The following is a 26,257-nucleotide window of genomic DNA, read 5'->3' as shown; positions in this document are numbered from 1 at the left end:
CACGGCGTACGTGATCGGATGCTGAGACGTGCGGCGGGTCAGGCGCGGCCGACGTCGGCCCGCGCGGCGGCCAGCCCGCGCCGGGCCCGCGCGTGCTCCAGCCGGTCGTCGAGCTCGTCGGCGAGGTTGAGCGCGGTGTCGTGCAGGTGTGCGGCGCGCTCGGCGTCGCCCGCCGCGCGGACCGCCTCCCCGAGCGCGTTGAGCGCCTCGGCCTCGACGAGCCGGGCCCGGACCCGCCGGGCCAGCGCGAGCGCCTCCTCGCCCGCGGCGACCGCGGCCGTGACCTCGCCCGCGGCGAGCAGCGCGGTGCCGAGCGCGCTGCGGGCCTCGGCCTCGGCGTCGGGGTCGCCGAGGTCGACGGCCGCCGCGACGGCGGCCCGCAGCTCCCCGACGCCCGCGGCGGCCTCGCCCGTGCGGGCGAGGAGCCGCCCCAGGTGCACCCGGCTGCGCGTCCCGAGGCCTGCGTCCCGGAGCGACGTCGCGCTCGCGAGCGCGTCCCGGTGGAGCGCGAGCGCGCGGTCGAGCCCGCCCTCCGCCTCCGAGAGGATCGCGGCGTTGCTCGACACGATGGCGACGTTGAGGGCGTCGCCGACCCGGCGCGACAGCGCCAGCGCGCGGTCGTAGCCGGCGCGCGCGTCGTCGTGCCGGCCGAGGATGCGGTGCACGTCCGCGAGGTTCCCGACGGCGCGGCCCTCGCTCACCGGGTCGCCCGCGGTCCGCGCCCCGGCGGCGGCGTCGCGGTACGCGGCCTCGGCCTCGTCGAACCGGCCGAGGCGCTTGTACACGTTGCCGACGCGGTTGAGCGTCTGGCCGGGGCGGGGGTCGTCGCCGCGCTCGAGCGAGCGGACGAGCTGCGCGAGCGCCTCGTCGTACCGGCCCAGCCGTTCGAGCGCCCGGCCGAGGTCCCGGCCCGCCTGGGACCGGCCCGACGGCCGTCCGTGCTCGACGGCGGCCGTGTGCACCGCGACCGCGTCGTCCCCGTGCCCCGCCGAGTCCAGGTACGGCGCGAGGAGCGCGGAGAGGTCGGTCACGGCGTCGGCCAGCTCGTGCTCCGCGGCGAGCGCCGACGTCGCGACGAGCAGGTCGCGGTGCGCGTCGAGCCACGCGACCGCGGCGTCCGCCGTATGACCGGGAGGCGCCTCGCCCGGTGCTCCGCCCACTCCGACGCCCGGCGCGGCCGCGTCGTGGTGGGGCGACGTCGCGCGCACGGCGGGCCGGGCGTCGTCGAGCAGCCGCGCGGCGAGCCGCCCGACGGCGGCGGCCCGCGCCGAGAACGGGTCGTCCGTGCGGGCCAGGTCGGCGGCGAGGACGCGCACGGCGTCGGGCACGAGGACCTCCCCGCGCGGCCCGGCCGCGACGAGGTGCGCGCGGCCCAGGGCGGCGAGCGCGTCGCGGCTCTCGCTCGTCGAGACGCCGAGGAGCACGGGGACCTCGGCGGCGTGGAGCGGCGCCGGGACGAGGGCGAGCAGGCGCAGGGCGCGGGCGTGGTCGGCGGGCAGACGGCGGTGCACGGCGGCGAGCGCGGGGTGGAGAGCCGGTCCGGGGAGGTCCTCGACCCGACGGACGTGGTCGGCGAGCGACCAGCCGGGCCGCGCGCGGACGTCGTCGGCGATCTGCGCCAGCGCCGCAGGGAGCCCTCCGGACGCGCGCACCAGCCGCGCGGCGGCCTCCGGCTCCGCGGCGGTGCGGTCCTGGCCGACGCGCGCCGCGAGCAGCGCGCGGGCGTCGGCCTCGCCGAGCGGCGCGAGGGTCGTGGCGGTCTCGCCGGGGAGCCCGACGACGCGGTGCGCCGCGACCACCACGCGCGCGGTGCCCGGCAGGTGCGCGACGACGTCGGTGGCCTGGGCGCCGTCGGTCACGCCGTCGAGGACGATCGTCGCGCGCCGCCCGTCGAGCGCGGTCGCGAGCGCGGCGGCGAGGGCGGGGAGGTCGCGCGCCTGCGCGTCGGGCGGGGGTGCGCCGAGCGCCTGGAGCAGCGCGTCGAGCACGACGGCGGCCTGGGGCGGCCCGTCCGCCTCCCCGTGCAGGTCGACGAGCGCGACGACGCCCGCGGGGACCTCGCGGGCCGCGGCGAGCGCGACGCTCGTCGTCCCCGACCCGGGCAGGCCCGTGACCGTCACGACGCGCGGCCGCACGTGCGAGGGCGCAGGAGGCGGGGCGGCGAGCGCCGCCGCGAGCCGTGCGACCTCGTCGGCCCGACCGACGAGCGGCCCGTCGGGCGCGAACGGTCCCAGCCGGACGGTCGGCGGGAGAGCGGGTTCCGGAACGGCCGCGGGGACGGTCGCCGTCCGGTACGCGGCGCGCCACGCCGCAGGCTGCCGGTCGCCGAGGACGTGCGCGACGTCGGCGAGCAGGTCGACGTCGAGCCGCGCGCGGCCCGCCCGGAAGACGTCGTAGACGGTGACGCGGCCGGGGCGCGCCTCCGCGGCGGGGACGCCCCGGGCGGTGCGGAGCGCGCCGACGCGCCGCGCGATCTCGGTGTACGAGGGGTCTCCCGCCCACGCCCGCAGCGCGCGCAGCCGGGCGGCGAGCTCGTCCACCGACCCCGCGCCCACGGGGGACGGCGGCGGGTCGGGGGGCACGGCGCCAGGCTAGCGACGGCCGCCCGCCGCTGCGCGGCGTGCTCGCCCGGTGACGTGGCGGCGGCGTGCGGGCGGGTCGGCGGTGACCTTGGTCCGGGTGACGAGCGCGTCCGGCCCGTTCGGGATCGTTCGGGATGCGTGCCGCGGGCGCGCGGCGTCGTCAGGCTCTCCGCAGGCCGCGACGTCCGCGGCGCGAGGTCCGCGCGGCGCGCGGCGGGACGAAGGAGCGACCGGTGGGGCTGTTCGACAAGCTCAAGGAGATGTTCTCGACGACGGCGGACCTCTACGCGAAGGAGGACGCCCCCGCGCTCACGCCGGCGCAGCAGCGCGGGCTCGCGCTCGGTGCGGTCTACGCCGTCGAGGGCGTGCTGCCGATCAACGCGCTGACCGTGGAGGCCGACGCGCGCACGGCCGCGAAGCCGCTCGCGGCCGGGTGGGACGTGCGGGGCGCCGACGACGTCGAGCGCACGTTCGAGTTCCTGCTCACCCAGGGGCACCGGGGCTACTACGCGATCGCGATGCCGAAGGTCGAGGAGCTGTACTCGGGCCGCCTGAGCCGTCGCGACGCGAAGGGCGCGGCGGACCAGCACGTCGCCCAGGCGCGGCAGGAGGCGACGGCGCGGGGCCTCGACCCCGAGCGCGCGGTCGCGTTCTACCAGGGGTGGAGCGCGTCGGCCCAGATGGGTGGGCACGGCGAGCTGGCCGACCCGCTGCCGCCGTCGATCGCGGCGTGGGACGCGGCGCGGGTCGTGCACGTGAGCCGGCTCGCGGTCGACGCGGGGTTCGTCACCCCGGAGCGGGCGTGGGCCGCGATCGAGGAGGCCGTCGCGATGTCGCGCCCGGCGTACGCGTCGTGGGAGCAGTTCGGCGACGGGTTCCTCGCGGGCCGCGCGTTCTGGTCCGCGGGCAACCGCACCCCGGTCGACCAGGACCTGCCCGACTTCAAGCGCGCGGTCCGGCGGCTGCTCGACACCGAGTCGTCGCCCTGGCGCACACTGTCGTACTGACGGCGGGGACGAGAGCGGCGGGACGAGAGCGACAGGACGGGAGGGCGGACGGTGCACCGATCGGCGTGGTGGTGGCGCGCAGGGCTCCTCCTCGTCGTGGTCGGCGTCGGCGTGGCGGTCGTCGCGGCCGACGACGGCCTGCGCTCGGAGGTCCACGCGGCCCTGTCGAACCTGGCGCGCGCCCTCTTCTGACCAGACCGTCCCGCCGAGCACGGGGTTGCTGTCGTCCTGGGCGTCAGAGCGACAGCAACCTCGTGCTCGGCACCGTGACCGACGCCAAGCGCCGGCGCCGGCGCCGGGGGCAGCGCCGGGGTCAGTCCTGGGCGTCGCGCCAGGTGATCCACTCGCGTACGAGGGACAGGTCGTAGTCGGGCCCGCTCGTGCCGACGGTGAACAGGGTCGCGCCCGCGGCGACGAGCGCGTCCGCGGACTCCGCCGGCGGCCGGGACACGGCGACCGAGCGCTCGACGAGCGCAGCGGTGTCGCGGCCCACGGCCGCGCCGTGCTCGTCGAGGATCGCGCTCTTGCGCGCGAGCGTCTCCGCGTCGCCGAACGAGTGCCAGACGTCCGCGTGCTCCGCGACGACGCGCAGCGTCTTGCGCTCGCCGCCCCCGCCGACGAGCACCGGAATGTCCCGGGTCGGCGCCGGGTTCGACGCCGCCCAGCGAGCCTTGATGCGCGGGAGCGCTGCGGCGAGGTCGGCGATGCGGCCGCCTGCGGTGCCGAACTCGTACCCGAACCGGTCGTAGTCCTTCTCGAACCAGCCCGCCCCGATCCCGAGGATCAGACGACCGCCGCTGATGTGGTCGACCGTCCGCGCCATGTCGGCGAGGAGGTCCGGGTTGCGGTAGCTGTTGCACGTGACGAGGGCGCCGATCTCGACGCGCTCGGTCTGCTCGGCCCACGCCCCGAGCATGGTCCAGCACTCGAAGTGCTTGCCGTCGGGGTCGCCCGTGAGCGGGAAGAAGTGGTCCCAGTTAAAAACGACGTCGACGCCCAGGTCCTCCGCGCGCAGCACGGCGTCGCGGACCTGGGCGTAGTCGGCGTGCTGCGGCTGGAGCTGGACGCCGATGCGGAAGGGGTGCCGAGGAGAGGTCATGCTCGGAATCTACGTCCGGGCCGAGAACGACGACACCCCGCGTCGAGCACGACCTCGTCGGCGCCACGAGCGTCAGAACGACGGCAAGGTCGTGGTCGGCGGACCTAGGGTGGGGCGCATGAAGCGACTGGTGGGCCTGCTCGTGACGCTCGTGGTGCTCGTGGCGGTCGCCGTCGTGGCCGACCGGGTGGCGGTGCGCGCCACCGAGCGCGGCGCGGTCACGGCGTTCGAGCAGCAGGCGGACGACGTGTCCGGCGCCCAGATCGACATCACCGGCTTCCCGTTCCTCACGCAGCTCGTGCGCGGATCCCTGACGCACGTCACGGGCTCCGCGGACTCCGCGTCGTTCGGCGGCTACGCGATCTCCGACCTCCAGGTCGAGGCCGACGGCGTGAGCACGTCGGAGCCGTACCGGATCGCGTCGGGCACGGCGTCGGGCGTCATCGCGGCGGAGTCGCTGCAGCAGGTGGTCGCCGAGCAGAGCGGTCTCGACGTCGACCTCACCGCGACCGGCGGCGTGCTCTCCCTGGGCTTCGAGCTGCTGGGCACCACGATCACGGTCGACGTGACGCCGCGCGTGTCCGGGCCGGCCGAGCTCGCCGTCGACGTCGTCGCGGTCCGCACCGGCCTCGGCACGGTCTCGGTCGACGACCTGCCGTCCGGGCTCTCGGGCGCGCTGTCCGACCTGCGCGTCCCGCTCGACCTGCCCGACGGCGTCGCGCTCGACTCCGTGTCCGCCGTCGAGGGCGGCGTGCGCGTCGCGGTGACGGGGACCGACGTCGTCGCCGCGGACCTGGTGGCCTCGTGACCCGGGCGGTGCGAACGTCGTGACCGGGGCGGGGTCGTGAGCACCGAGGCGGTCGACGGGCGCCGCGTCCTCGCGGCGCGCCTCGCCGCGCACCGGCTCCGCTCGCCCGACCTGCCCGACGTGCCGACCGCCGTCGGGCACCTCGTGGCGGTCCAGGGGCAGGAGTTCCACCCCGCCCTGTGGGGCCTCACGCGGCGGCTGCGGCCCGGCGCGCGGCCGGGTGCGGCGGGCGCGGTCGCCGCGTGCGACCGCGGGGAGGTGCTGCGCACGCACGTGCTGCGGCCCACGTGGCACCTCGTCCGGCCCGACGACGCGCGCTGGCTCCTCGAGCTCAGCGCGCCTCGCGTGCACCAGGCCAACGGGACGCTGTACCGGCAGGTGGGGACCGCCGGGCACGGGCCGGAGACCGACCTCGTCGTCGCGGCCGTGCAGGAGCGGCCCCGCACGCGCCGCGAGCTCGCGGGGCTGCTCGCCGCGCACGGCCGCCGGCTCGAGGGCATCGCGCTCGGCTACGTGCTCATGCGCGCCGAGCTCGACCGGCTGCTGGTCAGCGGGCCGCTCGACGGCCGGCAGCAGACGTACGCCGCGTTCGACGACCGCGTCCCGCCCGGCTACGGGCCGCTCGGCGAGCGGTTCGACCGGGACGCCGCGCTCGTCGAGCTGCTGCGCCGCTACCTCGCGAGCCGCGCGTACGCGACGGTCAAGGACGTCGCGCAGTGGTCGGGCTTCACGCTCACCGACGTGCGGCGCGCGCTCGACCTGCTCGACGACGAGGTCGTGGCGGTGCCCGGGGCGGGTGCGCTCGACGGGCTGACGCTCTGGCGGCTCGCGGACCCCGGCGACCGGGTGCTCGACCCCGCGCCGTTCGTCGGTGCGCTCGCGCCCGACGGCGACCCCGCCCGGCCGGTCGTCGACCTGCTGCAGAGCTACGACGAGCTCTTCCAGTCCTTCGGCGAGTCGCGCAGGATCGTCGTGGCCGACGGCGTCGACCTCGGCGACCGGCTCGGGTCCTTCATCCATGCCGTCGCGGTCGACGGCGTCGTCGTCGGCCGGTGGCGCTGGGTCGTGGGGACGCGCGACGTCGTCGTCGAGCCGCAGTGGCGCCGCGCGCCGTCGCCCACGGAGGAGGCGGCGTTCGCCGCCCAGGTGGACGCGGTCCGCGCCCACTGGGGCACGCTGCTCGCGTGACGAGCCGCCGAGCACGGGATCCGCGACCGGATCGGCCCCGGGACGGTCGCCGACCCCGTGCTCGACGGGGGCGGGCGGGCTAGAGGGTGGCAGGGTGGAGGGCGTGACGAACGTCGACGCTCCGCGTCTCGCGAACTGGGCCGGGAACCTCACCTACGGGTCCTCCGGGGTCGCGCACCCCGCGAACCCGGAGGAGCTGGCCGACGTCGTGCGGCGGTCGGCGCGCGTCAAGGCCCTGGGGTCGCGGCACTCGTTCGGGGACGTCGCGGACACGACGGGCACGCACGTCGTCCTCGACCGGTACGACGACGGCCGCGCCCCCGTCGAGGTCGACCCGGCCTCGGGCGTGGTGTCGGTCGCGGCGGGCCTGCGGTACGGCGACGTGACGCGGCCCGTCCAGGCGGCGGGCCGGGCGCTCGCGAACCTCGCGTCGCTCCCGCACATCTCGGTCGCGGGGTCGGTCGCGACGGCGACCCACGGCTCGGGCGACGCGGTCGGCTCGCTGGCGAGCGCCGTCGTCGGGCTGGAGCTGGTCACGGGCGACGGCGAGCGCCGGACGCTGCGGCGCGGCGACGCGGACCTCCCCGGAGCGGTCGTGGCGCTCGGGGCGCTGGGCGTCGTGACGCGCGTCGAGCTGGAGACGGTCCCGACGTTCGACGTGCGCCAGGACGTGCACGTCGGGCTGCCGTGGGACGCGGTGACGGCGCACTACGACGAGATCACCGCGTCGGCGTACTCGGTGAGCCTCTTCACGGACTGGGGGCCCGACGGCGTCCAGCAGGTCTGGCGCAAGTCCCGCCTCGCGCCGAGGGAGCCCGGCGCGGCGCGGGCGGACCTCTTCGGTGCGACGCCCGCCACGACGATGCTGCACCCCCTGCCCGGCATCGACCCCGTGCACTGCACGCCCCAGCTCGGGGAGCCCGGCCCGTGGAACGAGCGGCTGCCGCACTTCCGGCTCGACTTCACGCCGAGCAACGGCGCCGAGCTGCAGTCGGAGTACCTCGTGCCGCGCGCCCGGGCCCAGGAGGCGTTCGCCGCGATGCGCGACCTCGGCCCGCGCGTCACCCCGCTGCTCCAGGTGGGGGAGATCCGCACGGTCGCGCCCGACCCCGAGCCGCTGTGGCTCAGCCCGTTCGACGGCCCGGCCGTCGGCGTGCACCTCACGTGGAAGCCACTGCCCGACGACGTCGCGCGCGTCCTGCCCGACGTCGAGGCCGCGCTCCTCCCGCTCGGTGCGCGCCCGCACTGGGGCAAGCTCTCGCACGCGCTCGTCCACGACCCGGGCTCCGTCGCCGCGCTCTACCCGCGCGTCGACGACTTCGGCGCGCTCGCGCAGCGGTACGACCCGCAGGGCCGCTTCCTCGGCGGGTACGTCGAGCGCCTGCTCGCGGGCTGAGCACCGCCGTCGGCTCGCACGGCGCCCGACCGGTCGTTACGGTCGTCCGAGCACCGAGAGGCTCGCCGCCGCGCCGACCCGCGCGGCGCCCGCGCGGGCATGGCACGACAGAGGTACCGAGGAGAACTGTGGCAGCGACCGACACGGCCGGCGGCGACCCCGCGACCCAGCAGCCGCGCGAGGAGTGGACCGGGCAGGTCGGCTTCATCATCGCGGCCATCGGCTCGGCGGTCGGGCTGGGGAACATCTGGCGGTTCCCCGGCGTGGCGTACGAGAACGGGGGCGGGGCGTTCCTCGTGCCGTACCTCGTCGCCCTGCTCACCGCGGGCATCCCCATCCTCTTCCTCGACTACGCGATCGGGCACCGCTTCCGCGGCTCGGCCCCGACGGCGTTCCGGCGGATCGCGCGGTGGCTCGAGGGTCTGGGCTGGTTCCAGGTGATGATCTGCTTCGTCATCGCGCTCTACTACACCGCCGTCATCGCGTGGGCCGTGAGCTTCTTCGTCTTCTCGTTCGACCTGCGCTGGGGCGACGACCCGGCCGCGTTCTTCACGGGCGACTACCTCCGGCTCGCCGATCCGGGCGTCAGCCTGGAGTTCGTGCCGGCGGTGCTCGTGCCGCTGGTCGCGGTCTGGGTCGTGACGATCGTCGTCCTCGCGCTCGGCGTGGCGAAGGGCGTGCAGCGCGCGAACACGGTGTTCCTGCCGCTGCTCGTCGTGGCGTTCGCGGTGCTCGTGGTGCGCTCGCTGTTCCTCGAGGGCGCGGCGGACGGGCTGAACGCGCTGTTCACCCCGGACTGGTCGGCGCTCGGCGACGCCAACGTGTGGATCGCCGCCTACAGCCAGATCTTCTTCTCCCTGTCGATCGCGTTCGGGATCATGGTCACGTACGCGTCCTACCGTCGGCGCCGGTCCAACCTCACGACGCCGGGGCTCGTCGTCGCGTTCTCCAACTCCTCGTTCGAGATCCTCGCCGGCATCGGCGTCTTCGCGACGCTCGGCTTCCTCGCGCACGAGCAGGGGGTCGGCGTGGGGGAACTCGAGGGCATCAGCGGGCCGATCCTCTCGTTCGTCACGTTCCCCGCGATCGTGTCGCAGATGCCGGGCGGCCCGATCTTCGGTGCGCTGTTCTTCGGGTCCCTCGCCATGGCGGGGTTCACGTCGCTCCTGTCGATCCTTCAGGTCGTGTCCGCGGGGTTCCAGGAGAAGTTCGGCTGGACCCCGCGGCAGGCGTCCGTGCGCCTCGGCGTCGTGAGCGCGGTCATCTCCGTCCTGCTCTTCTCCACCACCACCGGCCTCGTCGCCCTCGACACCGCCGACCAGTGGGCCAACAACGTCGGCATCGTGGGCTCTGCCGTGCTCATGTCCGTCCTCGTGCTGTGGGTGCTGCGGCGCGGACCGGAGCTGCGCTACCACCTCAACGCCGTCTCGACGTTCCGCCTCGGCCCCTGGTGGCAGGTGCTCGTCGCCGTGCTGGCCCCGCTCGTGCTCGGCTACATGCTCGTGTCGCGGATCGTCACGCTCGTCGTCGACGGCTACGAGGGGTACCCCGCCTGGTACCTCGCGCTCGTCGGCTGGGGCGCGATCGCTTTCATGGTGCTCGCCGCCCTGGTGCTCACCGCGATGCGCTGGCGCCGCAGCCCCGACGACTTCGTCCCCTGGCCGCCGTACCCGCCGGGTGACGCCTCTGCGGGTACGGGCCGGGCGCCGTCGGGCCGTGGGACGACGGGCCGTGCGACAGCAGGCCGCGCGACGGCAGCCGCGACCGGTGCCGACCGGGAGGAGACCCGATGACCACCTCGGCCGTGATCCTGCTCGTGCTCGCGATCGTCGTCGTGTGGGGCGGGCTGCTCGTCGCCATCCTGCGGCTGCGTGCCCAGCCCGAGCGGGCGGACTACCCGCCCGGGGACGAGGACGACCACCGCGAGGACGAGGCGCCCGCCGCACGCGACACGTAGCCCGCGCCGGTCCGCGCCGAGGGCGGGTGCGGTTCGTCACGGTTAGGCCTCGATGTCCCCGCCGGTTTGGTGAGCGGGGCCGAACGGCCCCACACTCGTGCGCAGGTGCCGCGCACCGCCGGGTCCTCTGTTCCCCGTACGTTCCTCTGCCCTCGCGGGCCGGGTGCTGACGTAACACGACGGAGACGATCGGTGTCTACGCTGCCCCTGCCCGGCCCCCACCGATCGGAGACACCATGCGTACGACCCCGCGCAAGCTCCCCCTCACCGGCCTCGTCGCGCTCGCCGCGACGAGCACCCTCCTGCTCGCCGCGTGCACCGACGCGTCCCAGACCGGGACGGACGGCAGCACGTCGGGCTCCGGTGACGAGACGTCGGCGGCGCCGTCGTTCGACCCGTCGACCATCGAGGTCGACGACGCGGCCGCCGCGCTCCTGCCCGAGGACGTCGCGTCCGCGGGCACGCTCGTCGTCGGCTCGAACACCGAGTACGCGCCCGCCGAGTTCATCGACGCCGACGGCAAGACGCCGATCGGGTTCGACATCGACGTCATCAAGGCCGTCGGCGCGACGCTCGGGCTCGACGTCGAGGTCCAGTCGGCCGACTTCCCCGCGATCATCCCCGCGCTCGGCACCAAGTACGACGCCGGGATCTCCTCGTTCACCATCACGGAGGAGCGCATGCAGGAGGCGAACATGATCGCCTTCCTCAACGCGGGCTCCGCCTACGCGGTCGCGTCGGGCAACCCGGACGACATCGACCCCGAGAGCCTGTGCGGCGTGACCGTCGCCGTGCAGACGGGCACGGTCCAGGACGAGGACATCGCCGTGCAGAGCCAGGCGTGCACCGACGCCGGCGAGGAGAAGATCGACATCCTCCAGTACGACTCGCAGTCCGACGCCACGACGAACGTCGCGGGCGGCAAGGCGCAGGTCCTCTACGCCGACTCGCCGGTGATCGGCTACGCCGTCGAGCAGACGGGCGGCCAGCTCGAGCAGCTCGGCGACGTGTTCGACAGCGCGCCGCAGGGCGTCGTCGTCGCGAAGGACGACACGGAGCTCGCCGCCGCGATCCAGGCCGCGCTGCAGTCGCTCATGGACAGCGGCCAGCTCGAGGAGATCCTCGGGGCCTGGGGCAGCGGCGACGCGGCCCTGGAGACCGCCGAGCTCAACCCGTCCGTCGGCTGACGACCCCCTCGCCAGCCCCCGTCCGTCCCGCCGTCCCGCGGGCGCCCACCCGGCGCCCGCGGCCGGCGGCCGGGACGACCGCGCGGACGACGACGACCGCGCGGCCCGGCTCGTCCCCCGAGCCCCGACCCCCCGAGGTGCACCATGACGACCGGTAGCTCCCCCCGCGGCGCCGCCGCCGGCCCGGCCGACGACCCGGTCCCCGACCGCATCCACGCCGTCCCCGTCCCGCGGCCCGGGCGGTGGATCTCCGCCGCCCTGCTGCTCGTGCTCGCCGCGATGGCGGCCAACGCCCTGCTGACGAACGAGAAGTTCCGGTGGGACGTCGTCTGGCTGTACTTCCGCGACGTGACGGTCGTGCGCGGCGTGGGCTGGACGCTCGTGCTGACGTTCGGCTCGATGCTCATCGCGATCGTCCTCGCCGTGCTCCTCGCGATCATGCGGCGCTCGGACAACCCCGTCATGCGGTCGGTGAGCTGGGGCTACATCTGGTTCTTCCGCGGCACCCCGATCTACACGCAGCTCGTGTTCTGGGGCCTCATCTCGGTGCTCTACCCGCGCCTGAGCCTCGGCATCCCGTTCGGGCCGGAGTTCTTCGAGTTCCGCACGGCGGACCTGTTCACCGCGTTCGTGTGCGCGCTCATCGGGCTCTCGCTCAACGAGGCGGCGTACCTCGCGGAGATCGTGCGCGCGGGCCTCGGGTCGGTCGACCCGGGCCAGACCGAGGCCGCGAAGGCGCTCGGCATGAAGGACGGCAAGATCCTCACGCGCATCGTGCTGCCCCAGGCCATGCGCGTGATCGTGCCGCCCACGGGCAACGAGACGATCTCCATGCTCAAGACGACGTCGCTCGTCCTCGCGGTGCCGTTCACGCTCGACCTGCAGTACTCGACGAACGCGATCGGCAACCGCCTCTTCCTGCCGATCCCGCTGCTCATGGTCGCCGCCATCTGGTACCTGCTCATCACGAGCGTCCTCATGGTCGGCCAGCACTACGTGGAGCGGTACTACGGCCGAGGGTTCGGCACGCAGACGCCGACGCGGCGCCGCGGGCGCGGCCCGGGCGGGCGCGGCCGCAAGCCGAACCGGCAGGACCTCATCGCCGCGTCCGGCACGACGAAGGACGACCCCTTCCTGGAGGTGACCCCGTGAGCGGGACGCACGACACGGCATCCGCGACGCCCCGGACCTCCCCGGAGGCGGGCCGCTCCACCGACGCCACCCCGATGGTGCAGGTCGAGGGCCTGCACAAGATGTTCGGCGACCTGCACGTCCTCAAGGGCGTGGACCTCGAGGTCGCGCGCGGCTCGGTGTGCGTCGTGCTCGGCCCGTCGGGCTCGGGCAAGTCGACGCTGCTGCGCTGCGTCAACGAGCTCGAGGAGATCACGGGCGGCCGCGTCCGGGTCGACGGCGAGCTCATGGGCTACCGCGAGGTCACCAAGGACGGCCGCACGCGCCTGCACCGCCTGCACCCCAAGGTCGTGGCGCGGCAGCGCTCGCGCATCGGCATGGTGTTCCAGCGCTTCAACCTGTTCCCGCACATGACGGCGCTCGAGAACGTCGCGGAGGCGCCCGTCCAGGTGCGCGGGCTGAGCAAGGCGCAGGCGCGGGCGCGCGCGTCCGAGCTCCTGGACCGCGTGGGCCTCGCGGACCGCGCCGACCACTACCCGGCGCAGCTCTCCGGCGGCCAGCAGCAGCGCGTGGCCATCGCGCGGGCGCTCGCCATGGACCCCGAGCTCATGCTGTTCGACGAGCCGACGTCGGCCCTCGACCCCGAGCTCGTCGGCGAGGTGCTGGCCGTCATGCGCGACCTCGCGCGGTCCGGCATGACGATGATGGTCGTGACGCACGAGATCGGGTTCGCGCGCGAGGTCGCCGACACCGTGGTCTTCATGGACGAGGGCGTCATCGTCGAGCAGGGCAGCCCGGAGCAGGTGCTCGGGGACCCGCAGCACGAGCGCACGCGGTCGTTCCTCGCCCACGTGCTGTAGGCGTCGCCCCGCACGGCGGGGCAGCCGCTCAGCCGGCGCGGCGGCGACGCGGGAGCGCGGGCGCCCCGTGCTCGGGCGCGAGGCGGGGCGAGAGCCCCGTGGGGCGGGCGACCGTGACCATCTCCCCGCTGAGCGCCCGGCCGAGGTGCACGAGCGGCAGCATGTTCTCGTGCTCGACCACGAGGGCGTCGTAGATCGGGGTCTCGCTGTCGGGGGTGGGAGAGGAAGATCGCGTCAGCACGCCTCCCACTGTCGGTGAGGGACGTGTGTTCCGCGACCGGAAGCGGTGACGTGTCCGTGAGGCGTTCGTGGAGACCGCCGGGTCACCAGCCCCAGTCGCCCCAGTCCCAGCCGCCCCCGCCGCCGTCCCCGTCGCCGCCGTCGTTCCCGTTGCCGCCGCCGTTCCCGGGTCCGTTCCCCGGACGCTCCTCCTGCTCGCGGTCGTCCTGCTCCTTCTGGCGGTCGTCGAGCTCCTGCGAGCGCTTCGCCGCGTCCTCCTCGGCCTGCGCGACGGCCTCCTCGCGCTCCGTGAGCTGGGCCGTCGCGGCGTCGAGCTCGGCACGCTGGGCGTCGAGGTCGGCTCGCTCGGACTCGAGCTGCTCGCGCTCCGCCGCGACCTCGCTCTGCACGCGCTGCGCCTCGGCCCGCTCGCGCTGCGCCTCGCCCTGCGCCGAGAGCGTGAGGCCGATGCCGACGAGCAGGCCGACCGCGACGCCCGCGAGGCCGACCGCCGTCGGGACGAGCCAGCGCCGCCCCCGCTCCGGCGCGTGGTCGCCGTCGTCGTCGGCCGCGGGCAGGGCGAGCGGCCCTACCGGGACGACGCCGGAGCGCCCGGCCCGGGCCGGGACCGCCGGGGCTGCACCCGGGGTGGCGGACGGCGTCGGGCGGGCGGCGGGGACGGGCGTCGCCGGGCGGGCGGCGGGGACGGGGACGGGCGACGGGCGCGCGGCCGGGTCGTCGAGCATGCCGCCGAGCGGGGGGAGGATCATCGTCGAGCTCGCCACGGGGTGGTCCTCCACGGCGCCCCGGGCCGGCGGGACGGCCGGGACGGCGGCCGCGACGCGCGTCGCGTCGGCCTCGGGGCCGACCGCCGGGGTCGCGCCCGACGAGCGGGCGCGCAGCGACCGGCGGGTCGGCGCGCCGGACCCGACGGGCAGCGGCTCGGTGCCGTGCAGGACGGGCGCGTCCGGGGGCGGCACGGGCCCGGGCGCGGGGGCGGCGTCGTCCGCCCAGAACACCCACCCGGGCGGGGGCGGCGGCCAGGACGGGTCCGGGTGCCACTCGGTCGTCGGGGTGAAGCCCGCGGGCACGGGCCACCCCGGCGGCGGTACGAAGCGCACGGCCATGGGTCCTCCTTCGGTGGCGCCCGCCGGGCGGGGGCGCCGGGAGCCGCGGGGCTCCCGGTCCGGCGTGGACGTGCCGCGGCGACGTCCGACGACGACGTCCGGGCGGGACGTCCGACGGGAACAGTAGGGGAGCCCCGCCCGTCGGCACGAATCGCCTCATCCCGGGCACGGGTCGGCCGGGGAGCGGCGGGCGGGGCCGCCCGGGGGCGGCGGGCGGCGCGGTGTGGTCGGCGGGGGCCGGTGGGCCGTCGGTGGGTGCGGCGATGCGGGCGAGTGGTGCGGGCGGGGTGGGGCGGACGCGTGGGTGGCCGCTGGTAGAACGGACGCAGACCGACGGACGGTCGGCGGCGACGGCCGTCGGCGGCCGTCCCGAACCGGAGGTGTGCGTGTTCCTCGTCGACGAGCCGGTGCTGCGGGCCGCGACCGTGGCCGACCGGGCCGGTGCCGGCGCGGCGCCACCCCGCGAGCAGGCGCTCGTGCTGTCCGCGAGCGACCTCGTCGTCGCCGCGGACTGCGAGTACCGGCTCCTGTGCCGGCTCGACGAGCAGCTCGGGCGGGCGCCCCGCCGCGACGAGGGCGACGACGCGATGCTCGCCCGCACGGCCGAGCTCGGCGCCCGGCACGAGCGCGCGGTGCTCGCGGGCTACGAGGCCGAGCACGGCCCGTTCGACCCGGTGACCGGCCGCGGCGTCGTGCACGTCGAGCCGCCGCGCGGTACCTCGTGGGACGAGCTCGTCGCCGCGCAGGCGCGCACGCTCGCCGCGGTCGAGGCGGGGGCGGACGTCGTGCACCAGGCCGCCTTCTTCGACGGCGCGTTCCACGGCCGGGCCGACTTCCTCGTGCGCACCGGCACGGACGACGCGGGCGCGGCGCGCTACGCCGTCGTGGACGCCAAGCTCGCGCGCCGCGCCAAGGTCCCCGCCCTGCTCCAGCTCGCGGCCTACGGCGACCAGCTCCTCGCCGCGGGCGTCCCCGTGGACCCGGACGTCTCGCTCGTCCTCGGCACGCGCGAGCGCACGTCGCATCGCCTGGCCGACCTGCTGCCCGTCTACCGGGACCGGCGCGAGCGGCTCGTGCGCCTGACGGCCGAGCACGTCGCGCGCGAGGGCCGCGCCCCGTGGGACGACCCGGCGGTCCGCGCGTGCGGGCGCTGCGCCGACTGCCGCGCGCAGGTGGAGGCGCGCCGGGACGTGCTCCTCGTCGGGGGCGTGTACGAGTCGCAGCGCGCGGCCCTGCACGCGGCGGGGATCCGGACGATCGACGAGCTCGCCGCCGCGACCGACGAGACGCCGGTCCCGGCCGGGATGAGCAGGTCGACCTTCGCGCGCGTGCGGCGCCAGGCCGGGCTCCAGCTCGGCACCGGCCCGTCCGACGGCACGGTCGTGTGGGCCGACGCGTCCGGGCCGCACGAGCTGTCGTGGCGCATCGACGACCCGGCGCCCGTGCTCGCCCTGCCGGAGCCGAGCCCCGGCGACCTCTTCTTCGACTTCGAGGGCGACCCGCTGTGGACGGACGCGGGCGGCACGAGCTGGGGGATCGACTACCTGTTCGGGTGGGTCGAGCGTCCGGCGACGCCCGCGGACCGGCCGCCGTTCCACGCCCTGTGGGCGCACGACCTCGCGGCGGAGCGGGACGCGCTCGTCGCGTTCGTCGACCACGTGAACGCGCGTCGCCGCGTCCACCCCGACCTGCACGTTTACCACTACGCCGACTACGAGCGCGCGCACCTGCTCGCGATCGCCGCGCGGCACGGCGTCTACGAGGAGGAGGTCGACGACCTCCTGCGCGACGGCGTGCTCGTCGACCTGTACGCCGTCGTGCGGCAGGCGCTGCACGTGTCCGACCGCTCGCGGTCCATCAAGAAGCTCGAACCGCTCTACATGGGCGACGAGCTGCGCACCGGCGACGTGACCACGGGCGCCGCGTCCGTCGTCGCGTACGCCGAGTACACCGCCCTGCGCGACGCGGGCCGCGGGGAGGAGGCGGCCGAGCTCCTGCAGGGGATCGCGGACTACAACCGGTACGACTGCGTGTCGACGCTGCGCCTCGCCGCGTGGCTGCGCGAGGCGGCCGCGGCCGTCGCCGGGACCGCGGGTCGCGACGCCGATGCCGCGGCCACGACGGCTGGCACGGCCACGACGACCGGCGTGGCGGCAGGCCCGGGCGCCGCGAGCGCCGCGGCTGCCACGACCGGTGGGGTCGTCGAGACCGAGACCGAGACCGGGGCCGAGGCCGGGGAGCGCGAGCGGTCGTCCGCGGTGCTGCTGGAGGAGGAGATCCGGCAGGCCGTCGGCGAGGACCGCGCGCGGCGCACCGCGGGCGAGCAGGCGCTCGCGATGTACGGGGCGGCGGCCGGGTACCACCGGCGCGAGGCCAAGCCGTTCTGGCACGAGCACTACTCCCGCCTCGCGCTCCCGCCGGACGAGTGGCTGGGACGGCGGAACGCGTTCCTCGTCGAGCAGGCCGAGGTCGTCTCGGGGTGGGAGGTCGAGCCGGGACGGCGCACGTGGTCCCGGCGCCTCGAGCTCGTCGGACGGCTGCCCGAGGGCAGCGACCTGCGCGTGGGAGTCGCCCCGTTCGTGCTCTACGACCCGCCCCTGCCGCCGTGCGCCCGCACGGCCGTCGACGGCGTGCGGGGCTGGCTCACCGGCGGGGCGATCCTCGACGCCGGGCGCCGCGCGACGCCGGCGGGCGAGCGCGACGTGCTCGTCGTGCGCGAGCAGCTTCCGACGAGCGCGGAACCGTTCGACGCGACCCCGGTCGCGCTCACCCCGTCGCCCGGGCCGGGCACGAAGCCGCTCGAGGTCGCGACCGAGGAAGCGGCGCGCTACGCCCTGGCCACGTGGCGAGCCACGGGCTCGCTCCCGCAGGACGCCGCGACCGACCTGCTGCTGCGCCGGCCGCCGCGCCTCGTGCCCGCCGGTCCGGCCGCACCCGACGTCGCTCCGGACGGAGCCGACGGCGCCGGCAGCGTGACGGGCGGCGCGCTGCCGCCCGTCGCGGACGACGTCGTCGACGCGGTCACGGCGGCCGTCGAGCGGCTCGACGACTCGTATCTCGCCGTGCAGGGCCCTCCCGGGACGGGCAAGACGTACGTCGGCGCGCGGGTCGTGGCGCGGCTCGTCGCACAGGGGTGGCGCGTCGGCGTCGTCGCGCAGTCCCACGCCGTGGTCGAGAACCTGCTGCGCGCGGTCGTGCTCGGCGCGGGCGTGCCGCGCGAGCTCGTCGCGAAGAAGCTCGCGGCGGACGGGCCGTCGCCGCGCGCCGTGTACGCCGAGCTCGACGGCGCCCACCTCGCCGCGTTCGCGACCGAGCCGGGGCCGCGCGTCGTCGGCGGCACCGCCTGGGACTTCGCCGCCGAACGGCTGCCCGCCGGCACGCTCGACCTGCTCGTCGTCGACGAGGCGGGCCAGTTCTCGCTCGCGAGCACGGTCGCGGTCGCGCGGGCGGCCCGCCGCCTGCTCCTGCTCGGCGACCCGCAGCAGCTCCCGCAGGTCAGCCAGGGCCGTCACCCCGAGCCCGTCGACCGCTCGGCGCTCGCCTGGCTCGCCGACGGCCACGGGGTGCTGCCCCCCGAGCGCGGCTACTTCCTCGCGACCACGTGGCGCTTGCACCCGGACCTCGCCGCGGCGGTCTCGACGCTCTCCTACGAGGACCGGCTGCGGGCGCACCCGCTCGCCGCGGCCCGCCGCCTCGACGGCGTCGCGCCCGGCGTGCGGCAGGTGCTCGTGGAGCACGCGGGCAGCACCGTGCGCTCGACGGAGGAGGCGGCCGAGGTCGTGCGCCAGGTCGCGGACGTCCTCGGCCGGTCCTGGACGACGACGGTCGACGGCGTCACGCACGAGCGTCCGCTCGGGCAGGGCGACGTGCTCGTCGTCGCCCCGTACAACGCGCAGGTGTGGGCGGTGCGTGGTGCCCTGCGCGACGCGGGCTACCCGGACGTCGAGGTCGGGACGGTCGACCGGTTCCAGGGCAAGGAGGCACCGGTCGTCATCCTCACGCTCGCGGCGTCGTCCGGGCACGAGGCGTCGCGCGGGCTCGGGTTCCTGCTGTCCCGGAACCGCCTCAACGTCGCGGTGTCGCGCGCCCAGTGGAGCGCGGTCGTCGTGCGCTCGCCGGGGCTCACCGACACGCTGCCCCGGTCGGCCCGCGGTCTGGAGGAGCTCGGCGCGTTCCTGGCCCTCACGTCCTGACGGGCGACGCCCCGGCGTCGGAGCCGCCGGAACGGCACTCCGGAACGACCGCCGGAACCGCGGGCCGGTGCGCGTCGTTGGTCGGGGAGTGAGCCGTACCCGGCCACGACCCCGGCGCGAGCGCACCGCTCGGCGCCCCCACCCCCGGAGGACGACCCATGGGATTCCTGGACCGGCTCCTCGGCCGCGAGCCGCGAGACCACGGCGGCGCGCCGCAGCACACGGGCCCCTACGGCGCCCAGCCCTCGACGCAGCCCGCGAACCCCTACCCGACGCAGTACCCGGCCCAGCAGCCCGCGTACGGCAGCGCCCCGCAGGACGCCCGGCCCGCGGCCGGGCAGCGCACGCCCGACCAGGTGGCGATCGACCGCTACCGCTACCTGCTGCGCACCGCCCCGCCGGACGCCGTCGAGCAGGCGCACGCCGAGGCCTTCGCGCGGCTCACGCCGGAGCAGCGCCGGCAGGTGCTCGCCGAGCTCGGCGAGCGGGTCCCGGCGGGCGAGCGGGCGACGTCGGACGCCCCGCAGGACCTCGCCCGCATGGCGACGCGGGCCGAGATGCGGCAGCCCGGGACGCTGGAGCGCACCTTCGCGGGCCGGGGCCAGGCGGGCCCCGGGTTCGGCGCGATGGTCGGGTCCAGCCTGCTGGGCACGATCGCGGGCGTCGTCATCGGGTCCGCCGTCGCGAACGCGCTGTTCGGGCCCGCGTTCGCCGACCCGAGCCAGCCCGTGGCCGAGGACGCGGCCGCCGAGGACCCGGGCGCAGGCGAGGACCCGGGAGCCGCCGAGGGTGGCGCTGACGGCGGCGCCGTCGAGGCGTCGGGCGGGGACCCCGCGGGCGGTGCCGACGGCGGATTCGACGGCGGCGGTTTCGACGGCGGTGGGTTCGACGGCGGCGGCTTCGACGACTTCGGCGGCTTCGGCGAGTTCTGAGGCCGCCCCGCCTCGCTGCCCGGAACGCACGAGTGCCCCCGACCGGAGGGTCGGGGGCACTCGAGGAACGATCGATCGGTGCGGCGAGCCGCTACCGAGGAGATCGGGTCAGACGGGGCGGATGTTCTCGGCCTGCGGGCCCTTCGGGCCCTGCGTCACGTCGAACTCGACGCGCTGGTTCTCCTCCAGCGTGCGGAAGCCCTGCGACTGGATCGCGGAGTAGTGCGCGAACACGTCGGCCGAGCCGTCCTCGGGGGCGATGAAGCCGTAGCCCTTCTCGCTGTTGAACCACTTCACGGTTCCGGTAGCCATTGTTACTCCTTCAAGAGTGTGGAAACACCCCCCGCGGGCGCAGGGGAGTACATCACGGTGTTCGTCGTCAACTCTTGGGTAACAAGGTCCGCCGGGCACCCGCCGGGTGGCGGTCACGTCGACGCGAGGACAAGCGAGGCACTGCAATCTCGGAGACAACCGTACATGGTAGGCCCCCTCTTGGCCATGGGTTGCCGCGAGCTGTTGTGCCGACCCCCGTGGCATCCGCGGTGGCGGGTGCAGGGAGCGCGCGGGGAGGCGCCCGGAAGGTCCCCGAGCGCTCCCCGTGAGGTGCGCGGAGCGTGCCGCACCAGGGCGCGTCGAGGGCTCAGAACGGGACGTTCGTACCGTTCACGGAACGAAACGAGACCCTTGCGTTACGAGTCGGTAACAACTCCCTGCGTCCCACGAAACCCGATCCGCCTACGTTCGCGTCACCCAGGAACGCGGAGGCGCCCCCTCCCGCGGATTCGTGGGTCCGGAGCCCTCCGAGATGCCGCGGAGGGCTCCGGACGGCGCGACCGCGGGGAGGTTTCGTCCCCGGGTGACCTGTGTCACTATTCAGCACGCAATTCAGTGTTGAATTCAGCGATCGACCGCGGAGAGAGGCGGCTTGGGCTGCCTCCGCGGGGATCAGGACCACGGAGGTTGGCATGCATCGCACAGCACGACGGGCGAGCGGGGGTGCCGCCCTGCTCCTCGCGGCCACCCTCGTCCTCACCGCCTGCGGTCCCCAGTCCCAGGGCGGCGGCGACGAGACGAGCGGGACGTCGACCGAGACCGACGACGGCGGCGGCTCGGCCGACCTGAGCATCGTCCCGTCGGTCCAGATCGACATCGACGGCGCCGAGGTCGAGGCGACCGCGGCCGGCAACCCGACGGACCCCGCCGGTGACGGCAGCGCCGAGTGTGCCGAGGGCACCTCGATCGCGGTCGCCGGAGCTCTGACGGGCCCGAACGCCGCGCTCGGCCTCAACATCCAGTACGGCGCCCAGGTCGCGGTGGACGCGTTCAACGAGGCGAACCCGGGCTGCCAGGTCACGCTCAAGCCGTTCGACACCGAGGGTGACCCGCAGAAGGCGACCCAGGTCGCGCCGCAGATCGTCGGCGACGCGAGCGTGCTCGGTCTGCTCGGCCCCGCGTTCTCGGGCGAGACGGCCGCCACGGGCGACGTGTTCAACCAGGCGGGCCTGCTGTCGCTCACGGCGTCGGCGACCAACCCCGACCTCACGAAGAACGGCTGGACGAACTTCTTCCGCGGTCTCGCGAACGACGCCGTCCAGGGCCCGTCGGTCGCGAAGTACCTCGTCAACACGAAGGACTTCGGCAGCGTCTGCGTCGTCTCCGACAACTCGGACTACGGCATCGGCCTCGCCCAGCAGATCACCGAGGGCCTGGGCGACGCCGCGAACGAGGACTGCGCCGCCGAGGTGAAGACCGGCGACAAGGACTTCTCGGCCGCCGTCCAGATCATCTCCGGCGCCGACGCGGACGCCGTCTTCTACGCCGGCTACTACGCGGAGGCTGCGCCGTTCGTGCAGGGCCTGCGCGACGGCGGCGTCGACATCCCGTTCGTCTCGGCGGACGGCACGAACGACCCGCAGTTCGTCTCGCAGGCGGGTGCCGCGTCGAAGGGCGCGATCCTCTCCTGCCCGTGCGGCCCGGCCCCGGAGGACTTCGCGGCCACCTACGAGGAGACGAACGGCCAGGCGCCGGGCGTGTACTCGGTCGAGGGCTACGACCTCGCGACGATCATGCTCACGGGCATCGCCTCGGGCGTGACCGACCGTGCGGGCCTGATCGACTACGTGGCGAACTACTCCGGCGAGGGCCTGGCCCGCGCCTACGAGTGGGACGACACGGGCGAGCTCGCCTCCGCGCTCATCTGGATCTACGAGGTCCAGTAGTCCGACGACGACGGGCGCCCCGCCCCGACGTCCCCGCCCCGCGCGGGGACCGGTCGGCGGGGCGCCCGTCGTGGACCACGACCTCGTACCCCAGAGAACGAACCAGGGAGCGTCATGCCCGCTCTTGCTGACGCGCTGATGCACAGCGCGACCGCCGGCCCCCTCGTCCACCAGTCCCTCATCGACTTCAACATCGCGGGCCTCGCCCGGAACTTCTGGGGCCTCACCATCGAAGGCCTCACCTACGGCGCGATCTACGCGCTCGTCGCCGTCGGCTACACGCTCGTCTACGGCGTGCTGCGGCTCATCAACTTCGCCCACTCCGAGGTCTTCATGCTCGGCATGTTCGGGCAGTACGCGACGCTCATGCTGCTCGGCTTCTACCCGAGCGGGAACGCGTACGACAAGGGCATCGCCCTGACGGTGCTCTACCTCGGCATCGCGATGCTCGGCGGGATGCTCGTCGCGGGCGGTGCCGCCGTCGGGCTGGAACGCGTGGCGTACCGGCCGCTGCGACGGCGCGGCGCACCGGCGCTCGTCTTCCTCATCACCGCGATCGGGATGTCGTTCATCATCCAGGAGTTCGTGCACTTCGTGCTGCCGAAGCTCACGGGCGGCACGCTCGGCGGCGTCAACGCGCAGCAGCCGATCCGGCTCGTCCAGCCCGAGGTGCAGTTCACGATCGGCGGCGCGCCGGTCACGAACATCACGCTCGTCATCATCCTGTCGGCGCTGGTCCTCGCGCTCGCGACGGACATGTTCATCAACCGGACGAAGTTCGGCCGCGGCATCCGCGCCGTCGCGCAGGACCCGGTGACCGCGACCCTCATGGGCGTCTCGCGCGAGCGCGTCATCATGCTGACGTTCCTCATCGGCGGCATCCTCGCCGGTGCGGCCGCGCTGCTCTACACGCTGCGCGTGCCGAACGGGATCATCTACTCCGGCGGCTTCATCCTCGGCATCAAGGCGTTCTGCGCCGCGGTGCTCGGCGGCATCGGCAACCTGCGCGGCGCGCTGCTCGGTGGCCTGCTGCTCGGCGTCATGGAGAACTACGGCCAGGTCGTGTTCGGCACGGAGTGGCGCGACGTGGTCGCGTTCGCGCTCCTCATCATCGTCCTGATGTTCCGCCCGACGGGCATCCTCGGGGAGTCGCTGGGGAGGGCCCGCGCATGAGCACCTCGACACCTGCACCCGCCCCCGCGCCCGACGGCGGTCGCCCCACCGCGATGCCGCCCGCCGGCCGCGTCGCGACGAAGGACCGGCCGCACAGCGGCGTCGGCGACCGGCTGCGCCTGTGGTGGGACGCTCAGGCCCGGCCCACGCAGTGGGCGATCGGCGTGCCGTTCCTGATCTTCCTGGCGCTCGTGCCGATCCTCAACATCCCGGTGCTCACCACGGTGGGCACCAACTTCGGCGGGGTGATGGCGCAGTTCGGCATGATCGCGCTCATCGCCATCGGCCTCAACGTCGTGGTGGGCCAGGCCGGCCTCCTCGACCTGGGCTACGTCGGCTTCTACGCCATCGGCGCGTACACGGTCGCGATCCTCACGAGCCCCGACAGCCCGTGGAACCAGACCGACGAGTGGCTGTCGAAGGACTGGGCGTGGCTCGCGGCGCTGCCGATCGCGGTCGCGATCACGTCGTTGTCGGGGCTGATCCTCGGCTCGCCGACGCTGCGCCTGCGCGGCGACTACCTCGCCATCGTCACGCTGGGCTTCGGCGAGATCGTCCGCCTCCTCGCGGACAACCTCGACGAGCTGACGGGCGGCGGCCAGGGCCTGCGCGGCGTCGCCTACCCCCGGGTGGGCGTCACAGAGGAGCTGCCCAACGGCGTCTTCTCCGCGGGGAACGCCGCGGGCACGCTCAACTCGGGCGTGTGGTGGTACTGGCTGAGCCTCGTGTTCATCGTCATCTCGCTGCTGCTCGTGGGGAACCTGGAGCGCTCGCGCGTCGGGCGCGCCTGGGTCGCGATCCGCGAGGACGAGGACGCGGCCGAGATCATGGGCGTCCCGACGTTCCGCTTCAAGCTGTGGGCGTTCGTCATCGGGGCGTCGATCGGCGGTGTCGCGGGCGCGCTCTACGCCGGGCAGGTCCAGTTCGTCATCCCGACGAACTTCAACGTCATCAACTCCGTGCTCTTCCTGTGCGCCGTCGTGCTCGGCGGCCAGGGGAACAAGCTCGGGGTGATCCTCGGCGCGTTCATCATCGTGTACCTGCCGAACTTCTTCCTCGGCCGCACGGAGCTGTTCGGCATCCCGATCAACGGCAACGAGATCGCGAGCTACCGGTACCTGTTCTTCGGGATCGCGCTGGTCGTGCTCATGATCTTCCGTCCGCAAGGGCTCCTCCCCGTCCGGCAGAAGCTCCTCGCCTACGGGCGCGAGCTCTACGTCGCCGCGCGACGCGCGGCGCAGGCCGCCACGCGGAGCGGGTCCGACGACGGCGCCCGCCCGGGCTCCCCGGCGGTCGCCACGGCGTCGGGCGGCTCCCGCGCGACGCGCGCGACGGGCACGACGACCGGGACCGGCGCAGACGGCACCACGACCGGGGAGGAGACCCGATGAGCACCCACGACCCCGGCGGCATCGGCGCGGGCGGCGAGCACGGCGACGAGCACCTCGCGTCGTCGGGCCGCGCCGACTCCTCGCGTGCCGACCTGTACATGCCCGGAGCCGTCCTCGAGGAGCCGGCGGTCGTCGACGTCGCGGACGTGCGCCCCGAGCTCGCCAACCCCGAGCTCGTCGACGCGATGGTCGCGCCCGACCGCACGGTCCACGCGCGCGTCGGCGAGCCGCTGCTCCAGATGCAGAACGTCACGGTCCAGTTCGGCGGCCTCGTCGCGCTCGACGACGTGACGTTCGACATCCGGCGCGGCGAGATCCTCGGGCTCATCGGCCCGAACGGCGCGGGCAAGACGACCGCGTTCAACGCGATGACGGGCGTCTACCGGCCCACCCAGGGGCAGGTCGTCTTCGACGGCTCCCCGGTGGGCAAGCTCAAGCGCTACCGGATCACGCAGCGCGGCATCGCCCGCACGTTCCAGAACATCCGTCTGTTCAACGAGATGACGGCGCTGGAGAACGTCGTCGTCGGGTCGGACGCGCGGCACCGCACGTCGGTCCCCGGCGCGCTGCTGCGCACGCCGCGGCACCGGCGCGAGGAGCGGGACGCGATCGACCGGGCGCTCGCGCTGCTCGAGTTCGTGGGCGTCGGCGGGCGGGCGACGGAGAAGGCGCGCAACCTCTCGTACGGCGACCAGCGCCGGCTCGAGATCGCGCGGGCCCTGGCGACCGAGCCGAAGCTGCTGTGCCTCGACGAGCCGGCGGCCGGCTTCAACCCGGCGGAGAAGGAGTCCCTCATGGACCTCATCCGCCACATCCGCGACGACGGCTACACCGTGCTGCTCATCGAGCACGACATGCGCCTCGTGCGCGGGGTGACCGACCGGATCGTCGTGCTCGAGTTCGGGCGCGTCATCGCGGACGGCACGCCGGACGAGGTCACGAACGACCCCAAGGTCGTCGCGGCGTACCTCGGCGTGCCCGACGAGGAGCTGGACGGCCCGGACGGCGTCGGGCCCGCGGCCCCCACCACCGAAGGAGGCAGCGGCCATGCCCCTGCTTGAGCTGCAGGACATGACGGTCGCCTACGGGCGCATCGAGGCCGTGCGCGGCATCTCGATCACCGTCGAGGAGGGCGAGCTCGTCACCCTCATCGGGGCCAACGGCGCCGGGAAGACCACGACGATGCGCGCCATCTCGGGCATCCGCCCGGTGGCGCGCGGCAAGGTGCTCTTCGACGGCAAGGACATCACGAAGATGAAGGCGCACCTGCGCGTGCTCGAGGGCATCGTGCAGGCGCCCGAGGGCCGCGGCATCTTCCCCGGCATGACGGTCGTCGAGAACCTGGAGATGGGCGCGTACGCGCGCACGTTCGCGTCGAAGGCCGAGCACGACGAGACGGTCGAGCGCGTCTTCGACCTCTTCCCCCGGCTCGCGGAGCGCAAGGAGCAGGTGGGCGGCACCATGTCGGGCGGCGAGCAGCAGATGCTCGCGATCGGGCGCGCGCTCATGGCCCGGCCGCGGCTGCTGCTCCTCGACGAGCCGTCGATGGGGCTCGCGCCCATGGTCATCCAGCAGATCTTCCGCATCGTGTCGGAGATCAACGCGCAGGGGACGACGGTGCTGCTCGTCGAGCAGAACGCGCAGCAGGCGCTGTCGCGCTCGCACCGCGCGTACGTGCTCGAGACGGGTGAGGTGGTGCGCAGCGGGGGCGGCAGGGAGCTGCTCGCGGACTCGAGCATCAAGGAGGCGTACCTCGGCGTCGCCTGACGGGCATCCCGTCCCGGCCGG

At 75.0% G+C, this 26,257-nt stretch carries 22 protein-coding genes; 17 read left to right on the top strand and 5 right to left on the bottom strand.

Features of this window, described 5'->3' with window-relative positions:
• Positions 1-38 precede the first annotated feature (38 nt).
• On the bottom strand, positions 39-2,582 hold the full coding sequence (locus B9L22_RS08215; RefSeq protein WP_143317182.1) for a tetratricopeptide repeat protein: 2,544 nt from the start codon (positions 2,580-2,582) through the stop codon (positions 39-41).
• A 233-nt stretch (positions 2,583-2,815) separates the two neighbouring features.
• Here B9L22_RS08215 and B9L22_RS08210 point away from each other — a divergent pair, with 233 nt between their 5' ends.
• Positions 2,816-3,589, top strand: a complete 774-nt coding sequence (locus B9L22_RS08210; protein WP_158097173.1) for a DUF1266 domain-containing protein — start codon at positions 2,816-2,818, stop codon at positions 3,587-3,589.
• Between the two features lie 51 nt (positions 3,590-3,640).
• Positions 3,641-3,781 (top strand): hypothetical protein, encoded by a 141-nt coding sequence (locus tag B9L22_RS19970; RefSeq protein ID WP_157446567.1) that lies wholly within the window; start codon positions 3,641-3,643, stop codon positions 3,779-3,781.
• 121 nt (positions 3,782-3,902) lie between these two features.
• Here B9L22_RS19970 and B9L22_RS08205 read toward each other — a convergent pair whose 3' ends face one another.
• A complete protein-coding gene (locus B9L22_RS08205) occupies positions 3,903-4,688 on the bottom strand; it encodes an LLM class F420-dependent oxidoreductase (RefSeq protein WP_086150229.1) in 786 nt (261 codons plus the stop codon).
• Between the two features lie 118 nt (positions 4,689-4,806).
• Between B9L22_RS08205 and B9L22_RS08200 the strand changes: the two genes are divergently transcribed.
• The 8 genes from B9L22_RS08200 to B9L22_RS08165 all read left to right on the top strand — a co-directional run bounded on the left by B9L22_RS08200 (position 4,807) and on the right by B9L22_RS08165 (position 13,215).
• Positions 4,807-5,496 carry a DUF2993 domain-containing protein gene (locus tag B9L22_RS08200; protein WP_158097172.1) on the top strand — a complete coding sequence of 230 codons (690 nt, stop codon included), beginning with the start codon at positions 4,807-4,809 and terminating at the stop codon, positions 5,494-5,496.
• 36 nt (positions 5,497-5,532) lie between these two features.
• On the top strand, positions 5,533-6,684 hold the full coding sequence (locus B9L22_RS08195) for a DNA glycosylase AlkZ-like family protein (RefSeq protein WP_086149956.1): 1,152 nt from the start codon (positions 5,533-5,535) through the stop codon (positions 6,682-6,684).
• Between the two features lie 103 nt (positions 6,685-6,787).
• On the top strand, positions 6,788-8,080 hold the full coding sequence (locus B9L22_RS08190) for an FAD-binding protein (protein WP_086150228.1): 1,293 nt from the start codon (positions 6,788-6,790) through the stop codon (positions 8,078-8,080).
• A 128-nt stretch (positions 8,081-8,208) separates the two neighbouring features.
• On the top strand, positions 8,209-9,873 hold the full coding sequence (locus tag B9L22_RS08185) for a sodium-dependent transporter (RefSeq protein ID WP_086149955.1): 1,665 nt from the start codon (positions 8,209-8,211) through the stop codon (positions 9,871-9,873).
• The gene (locus B9L22_RS08180; protein WP_076404313.1) at positions 9,870-10,037 is read left to right on the top strand and encodes a methionine/alanine import family NSS transporter small subunit; all 168 of its coding nucleotides are present in this window, start codon (positions 9,870-9,872) and stop codon (positions 10,035-10,037) included. Before B9L22_RS08185 ends, B9L22_RS08180 begins: the two co-directional genes overlap by 4 nt.
• 236 nt (positions 10,038-10,273) lie before the next feature.
• On the top strand, positions 10,274-11,224 hold the full coding sequence (locus tag B9L22_RS08175; protein WP_061267903.1) for an ABC transporter substrate-binding protein: 951 nt from the start codon (positions 10,274-10,276) through the stop codon (positions 11,222-11,224).
• A 144-nt stretch (positions 11,225-11,368) separates the two neighbouring features.
• A complete protein-coding gene (locus B9L22_RS08170) occupies positions 11,369-12,376 on the top strand; it encodes an amino acid ABC transporter permease (protein ID WP_034655424.1) in 1,008 nt (335 codons plus the stop codon).
• A 74-nt stretch (positions 12,377-12,450) separates the two neighbouring features.
• A complete protein-coding gene (locus tag B9L22_RS08165; protein ID WP_043656078.1) occupies positions 12,451-13,215 on the top strand; it encodes an amino acid ABC transporter ATP-binding protein in 765 nt (254 codons plus the stop codon).
• 28 nt (positions 13,216-13,243) lie between these two features.
• Here B9L22_RS08165 and B9L22_RS19660 read toward each other — a convergent pair whose 3' ends face one another.
• On the bottom strand, positions 13,244-13,456 hold the full coding sequence (locus B9L22_RS19660) for a hypothetical protein (RefSeq protein ID WP_143317180.1): 213 nt from the start codon (positions 13,454-13,456) through the stop codon (positions 13,244-13,246).
• A gap of 82 nt (positions 13,457-13,538) precedes the next feature.
• Positions 13,539-14,561: a hypothetical protein gene (locus tag B9L22_RS08160; RefSeq protein WP_086149954.1), complete on the bottom strand. Its 1,023-nt coding sequence runs from the start codon at positions 14,559-14,561 to the stop codon at positions 13,539-13,541.
• A 386-nt stretch (positions 14,562-14,947) separates the two neighbouring features.
• Between B9L22_RS08160 and B9L22_RS08155 the strand changes: the two genes are divergently transcribed.
• The gene (locus B9L22_RS08155; RefSeq protein WP_233139884.1) at positions 14,948-18,754 is read left to right on the top strand and encodes a bifunctional RecB family nuclease/DEAD/DEAH box helicase; all 3,807 of its coding nucleotides are present in this window, start codon (positions 14,948-14,950) and stop codon (positions 18,752-18,754) included.
• Positions 18,755-18,912: 158 nt separating this feature from the next.
• Entirely contained in the window at positions 18,913-19,686 is a 774-nt protein-coding gene (locus B9L22_RS08150) for a hypothetical protein (protein WP_086149953.1), read from the top strand.
• 108 nt (positions 19,687-19,794) lie between these two features.
• Here B9L22_RS08150 and B9L22_RS08145 read toward each other — a convergent pair whose 3' ends face one another.
• On the bottom strand, positions 19,795-19,998 hold the full coding sequence (locus B9L22_RS08145) for a cold-shock protein (RefSeq protein WP_009861351.1): 204 nt from the start codon (positions 19,996-19,998) through the stop codon (positions 19,795-19,797).
• A 653-nt stretch (positions 19,999-20,651) separates the two neighbouring features.
• Between B9L22_RS08145 and B9L22_RS08140 the strand changes: the two genes are divergently transcribed.
• From B9L22_RS08140 to B9L22_RS08120, 5 genes are all read left to right on the top strand, one after another.
• Complete coding sequence (locus B9L22_RS08140; protein WP_086149952.1) at positions 20,652-21,905, top strand: branched-chain amino acid ABC transporter substrate-binding protein; 1,254 nt, start codon at positions 20,652-20,654, stop codon at positions 21,903-21,905.
• 114 nt (positions 21,906-22,019) lie between these two features.
• A complete protein-coding gene (locus tag B9L22_RS08135) occupies positions 22,020-23,078 on the top strand; it encodes a branched-chain amino acid ABC transporter permease (RefSeq protein ID WP_043657230.1) in 1,059 nt (352 codons plus the stop codon).
• Positions 23,075-24,469, top strand: coding sequence for a branched-chain amino acid ABC transporter permease (locus B9L22_RS08130; RefSeq protein ID WP_233139883.1), 1,395 nt, complete (start codon positions 23,075-23,077; stop codon positions 24,467-24,469). Before B9L22_RS08135 ends, B9L22_RS08130 begins: the two co-directional genes overlap by 4 nt.
• Entirely contained in the window at positions 24,466-25,530 is a 1,065-nt protein-coding gene (locus B9L22_RS08125; protein WP_083711550.1) for an ABC transporter ATP-binding protein, read from the top strand. The genes B9L22_RS08130 and B9L22_RS08125 overlap by 4 nt, the downstream gene beginning before the upstream one ends.
• Entirely contained in the window at positions 25,517-26,236 is a 720-nt protein-coding gene (locus B9L22_RS08120) for an ABC transporter ATP-binding protein (protein ID WP_021483127.1), read from the top strand. Before B9L22_RS08125 ends, B9L22_RS08120 begins: the two co-directional genes overlap by 14 nt.
• Positions 26,237-26,257 lie beyond the last annotated feature (21 nt).

The sequence above is a fragment of the Cellulosimicrobium sp. KWT-B genome (assembly GCF_002127155.1).
GTDB classification, from domain to species: Bacteria; Actinomycetota; Actinomycetes; order Actinomycetales; family Cellulomonadaceae; genus Cellulosimicrobium; species Cellulosimicrobium funkei.
The sequence above is the reverse complement of the archived record's forward strand: the minus strand, read 5'-3'. Positions and strand labels throughout refer to the sequence as shown.

What these genes read in the sequence shown, in the direction of transcription:
- B9L22_RS08160 (WP_086149954.1), bottom strand. Translation starts at nt 14,561, where the DNA reads ATGGCCGTGCGCTTCGTACCGCCGCCGGGGTGGCCCGTGCCCGCGGGC.
- B9L22_RS08165 (WP_043656078.1), top strand. Translation starts at nt 12,451, where the DNA reads ATGGTGCAGGTCGAGGGCCTGCACAAGATGTTCGGCGACCTGCACGTC.
- B9L22_RS08120 (WP_021483127.1), top strand. Translation starts at nt 25,517, where the DNA reads ATGCCCCTGCTTGAGCTGCAGGACATGACGGTCGCCTACGGGCGCATC.
- B9L22_RS08150 (WP_086149953.1), top strand. Translation starts at nt 18,913, where the DNA reads ATGGGATTCCTGGACCGGCTCCTCGGCCGCGAGCCGCGAGACCACGGC.
- B9L22_RS08125 (WP_083711550.1), top strand. Translation starts at nt 24,466, where the DNA reads ATGAGCACCCACGACCCCGGCGGCATCGGCGCGGGCGGCGAGCACGGC.
- B9L22_RS08130 (WP_233139883.1), top strand. Translation starts at nt 23,075, where the DNA reads ATGAGCACCTCGACACCTGCACCCGCCCCCGCGCCCGACGGCGGTCGC.
- B9L22_RS08135 (WP_043657230.1), top strand. Translation starts at nt 22,020, where the DNA reads ATGCCCGCTCTTGCTGACGCGCTGATGCACAGCGCGACCGCCGGCCCC.
- B9L22_RS08205 (WP_086150229.1), bottom strand. Translation starts at nt 4,688, where the DNA reads ATGACCTCTCCTCGGCACCCCTTCCGCATCGGCGTCCAGCTCCAGCCG.
- B9L22_RS08175 (WP_061267903.1), top strand. Translation starts at nt 10,274, where the DNA reads ATGCGTACGACCCCGCGCAAGCTCCCCCTCACCGGCCTCGTCGCGCTC.
- B9L22_RS08170 (WP_034655424.1), top strand. Translation starts at nt 11,369, where the DNA reads ATGACGACCGGTAGCTCCCCCCGCGGCGCCGCCGCCGGCCCGGCCGAC.
- B9L22_RS08145 (WP_009861351.1), bottom strand. Translation starts at nt 19,998, where the DNA reads ATGGCTACCGGAACCGTGAAGTGGTTCAACAGCGAGAAGGGCTACGGC.
- B9L22_RS08200 (WP_158097172.1), top strand. Translation starts at nt 4,807, where the DNA reads ATGAAGCGACTGGTGGGCCTGCTCGTGACGCTCGTGGTGCTCGTGGCG.
- B9L22_RS08180 (WP_076404313.1), top strand. Translation starts at nt 9,870, where the DNA reads ATGACCACCTCGGCCGTGATCCTGCTCGTGCTCGCGATCGTCGTCGTG.
- B9L22_RS08140 (WP_086149952.1), top strand. Translation starts at nt 20,652, where the DNA reads ATGCATCGCACAGCACGACGGGCGAGCGGGGGTGCCGCCCTGCTCCTC.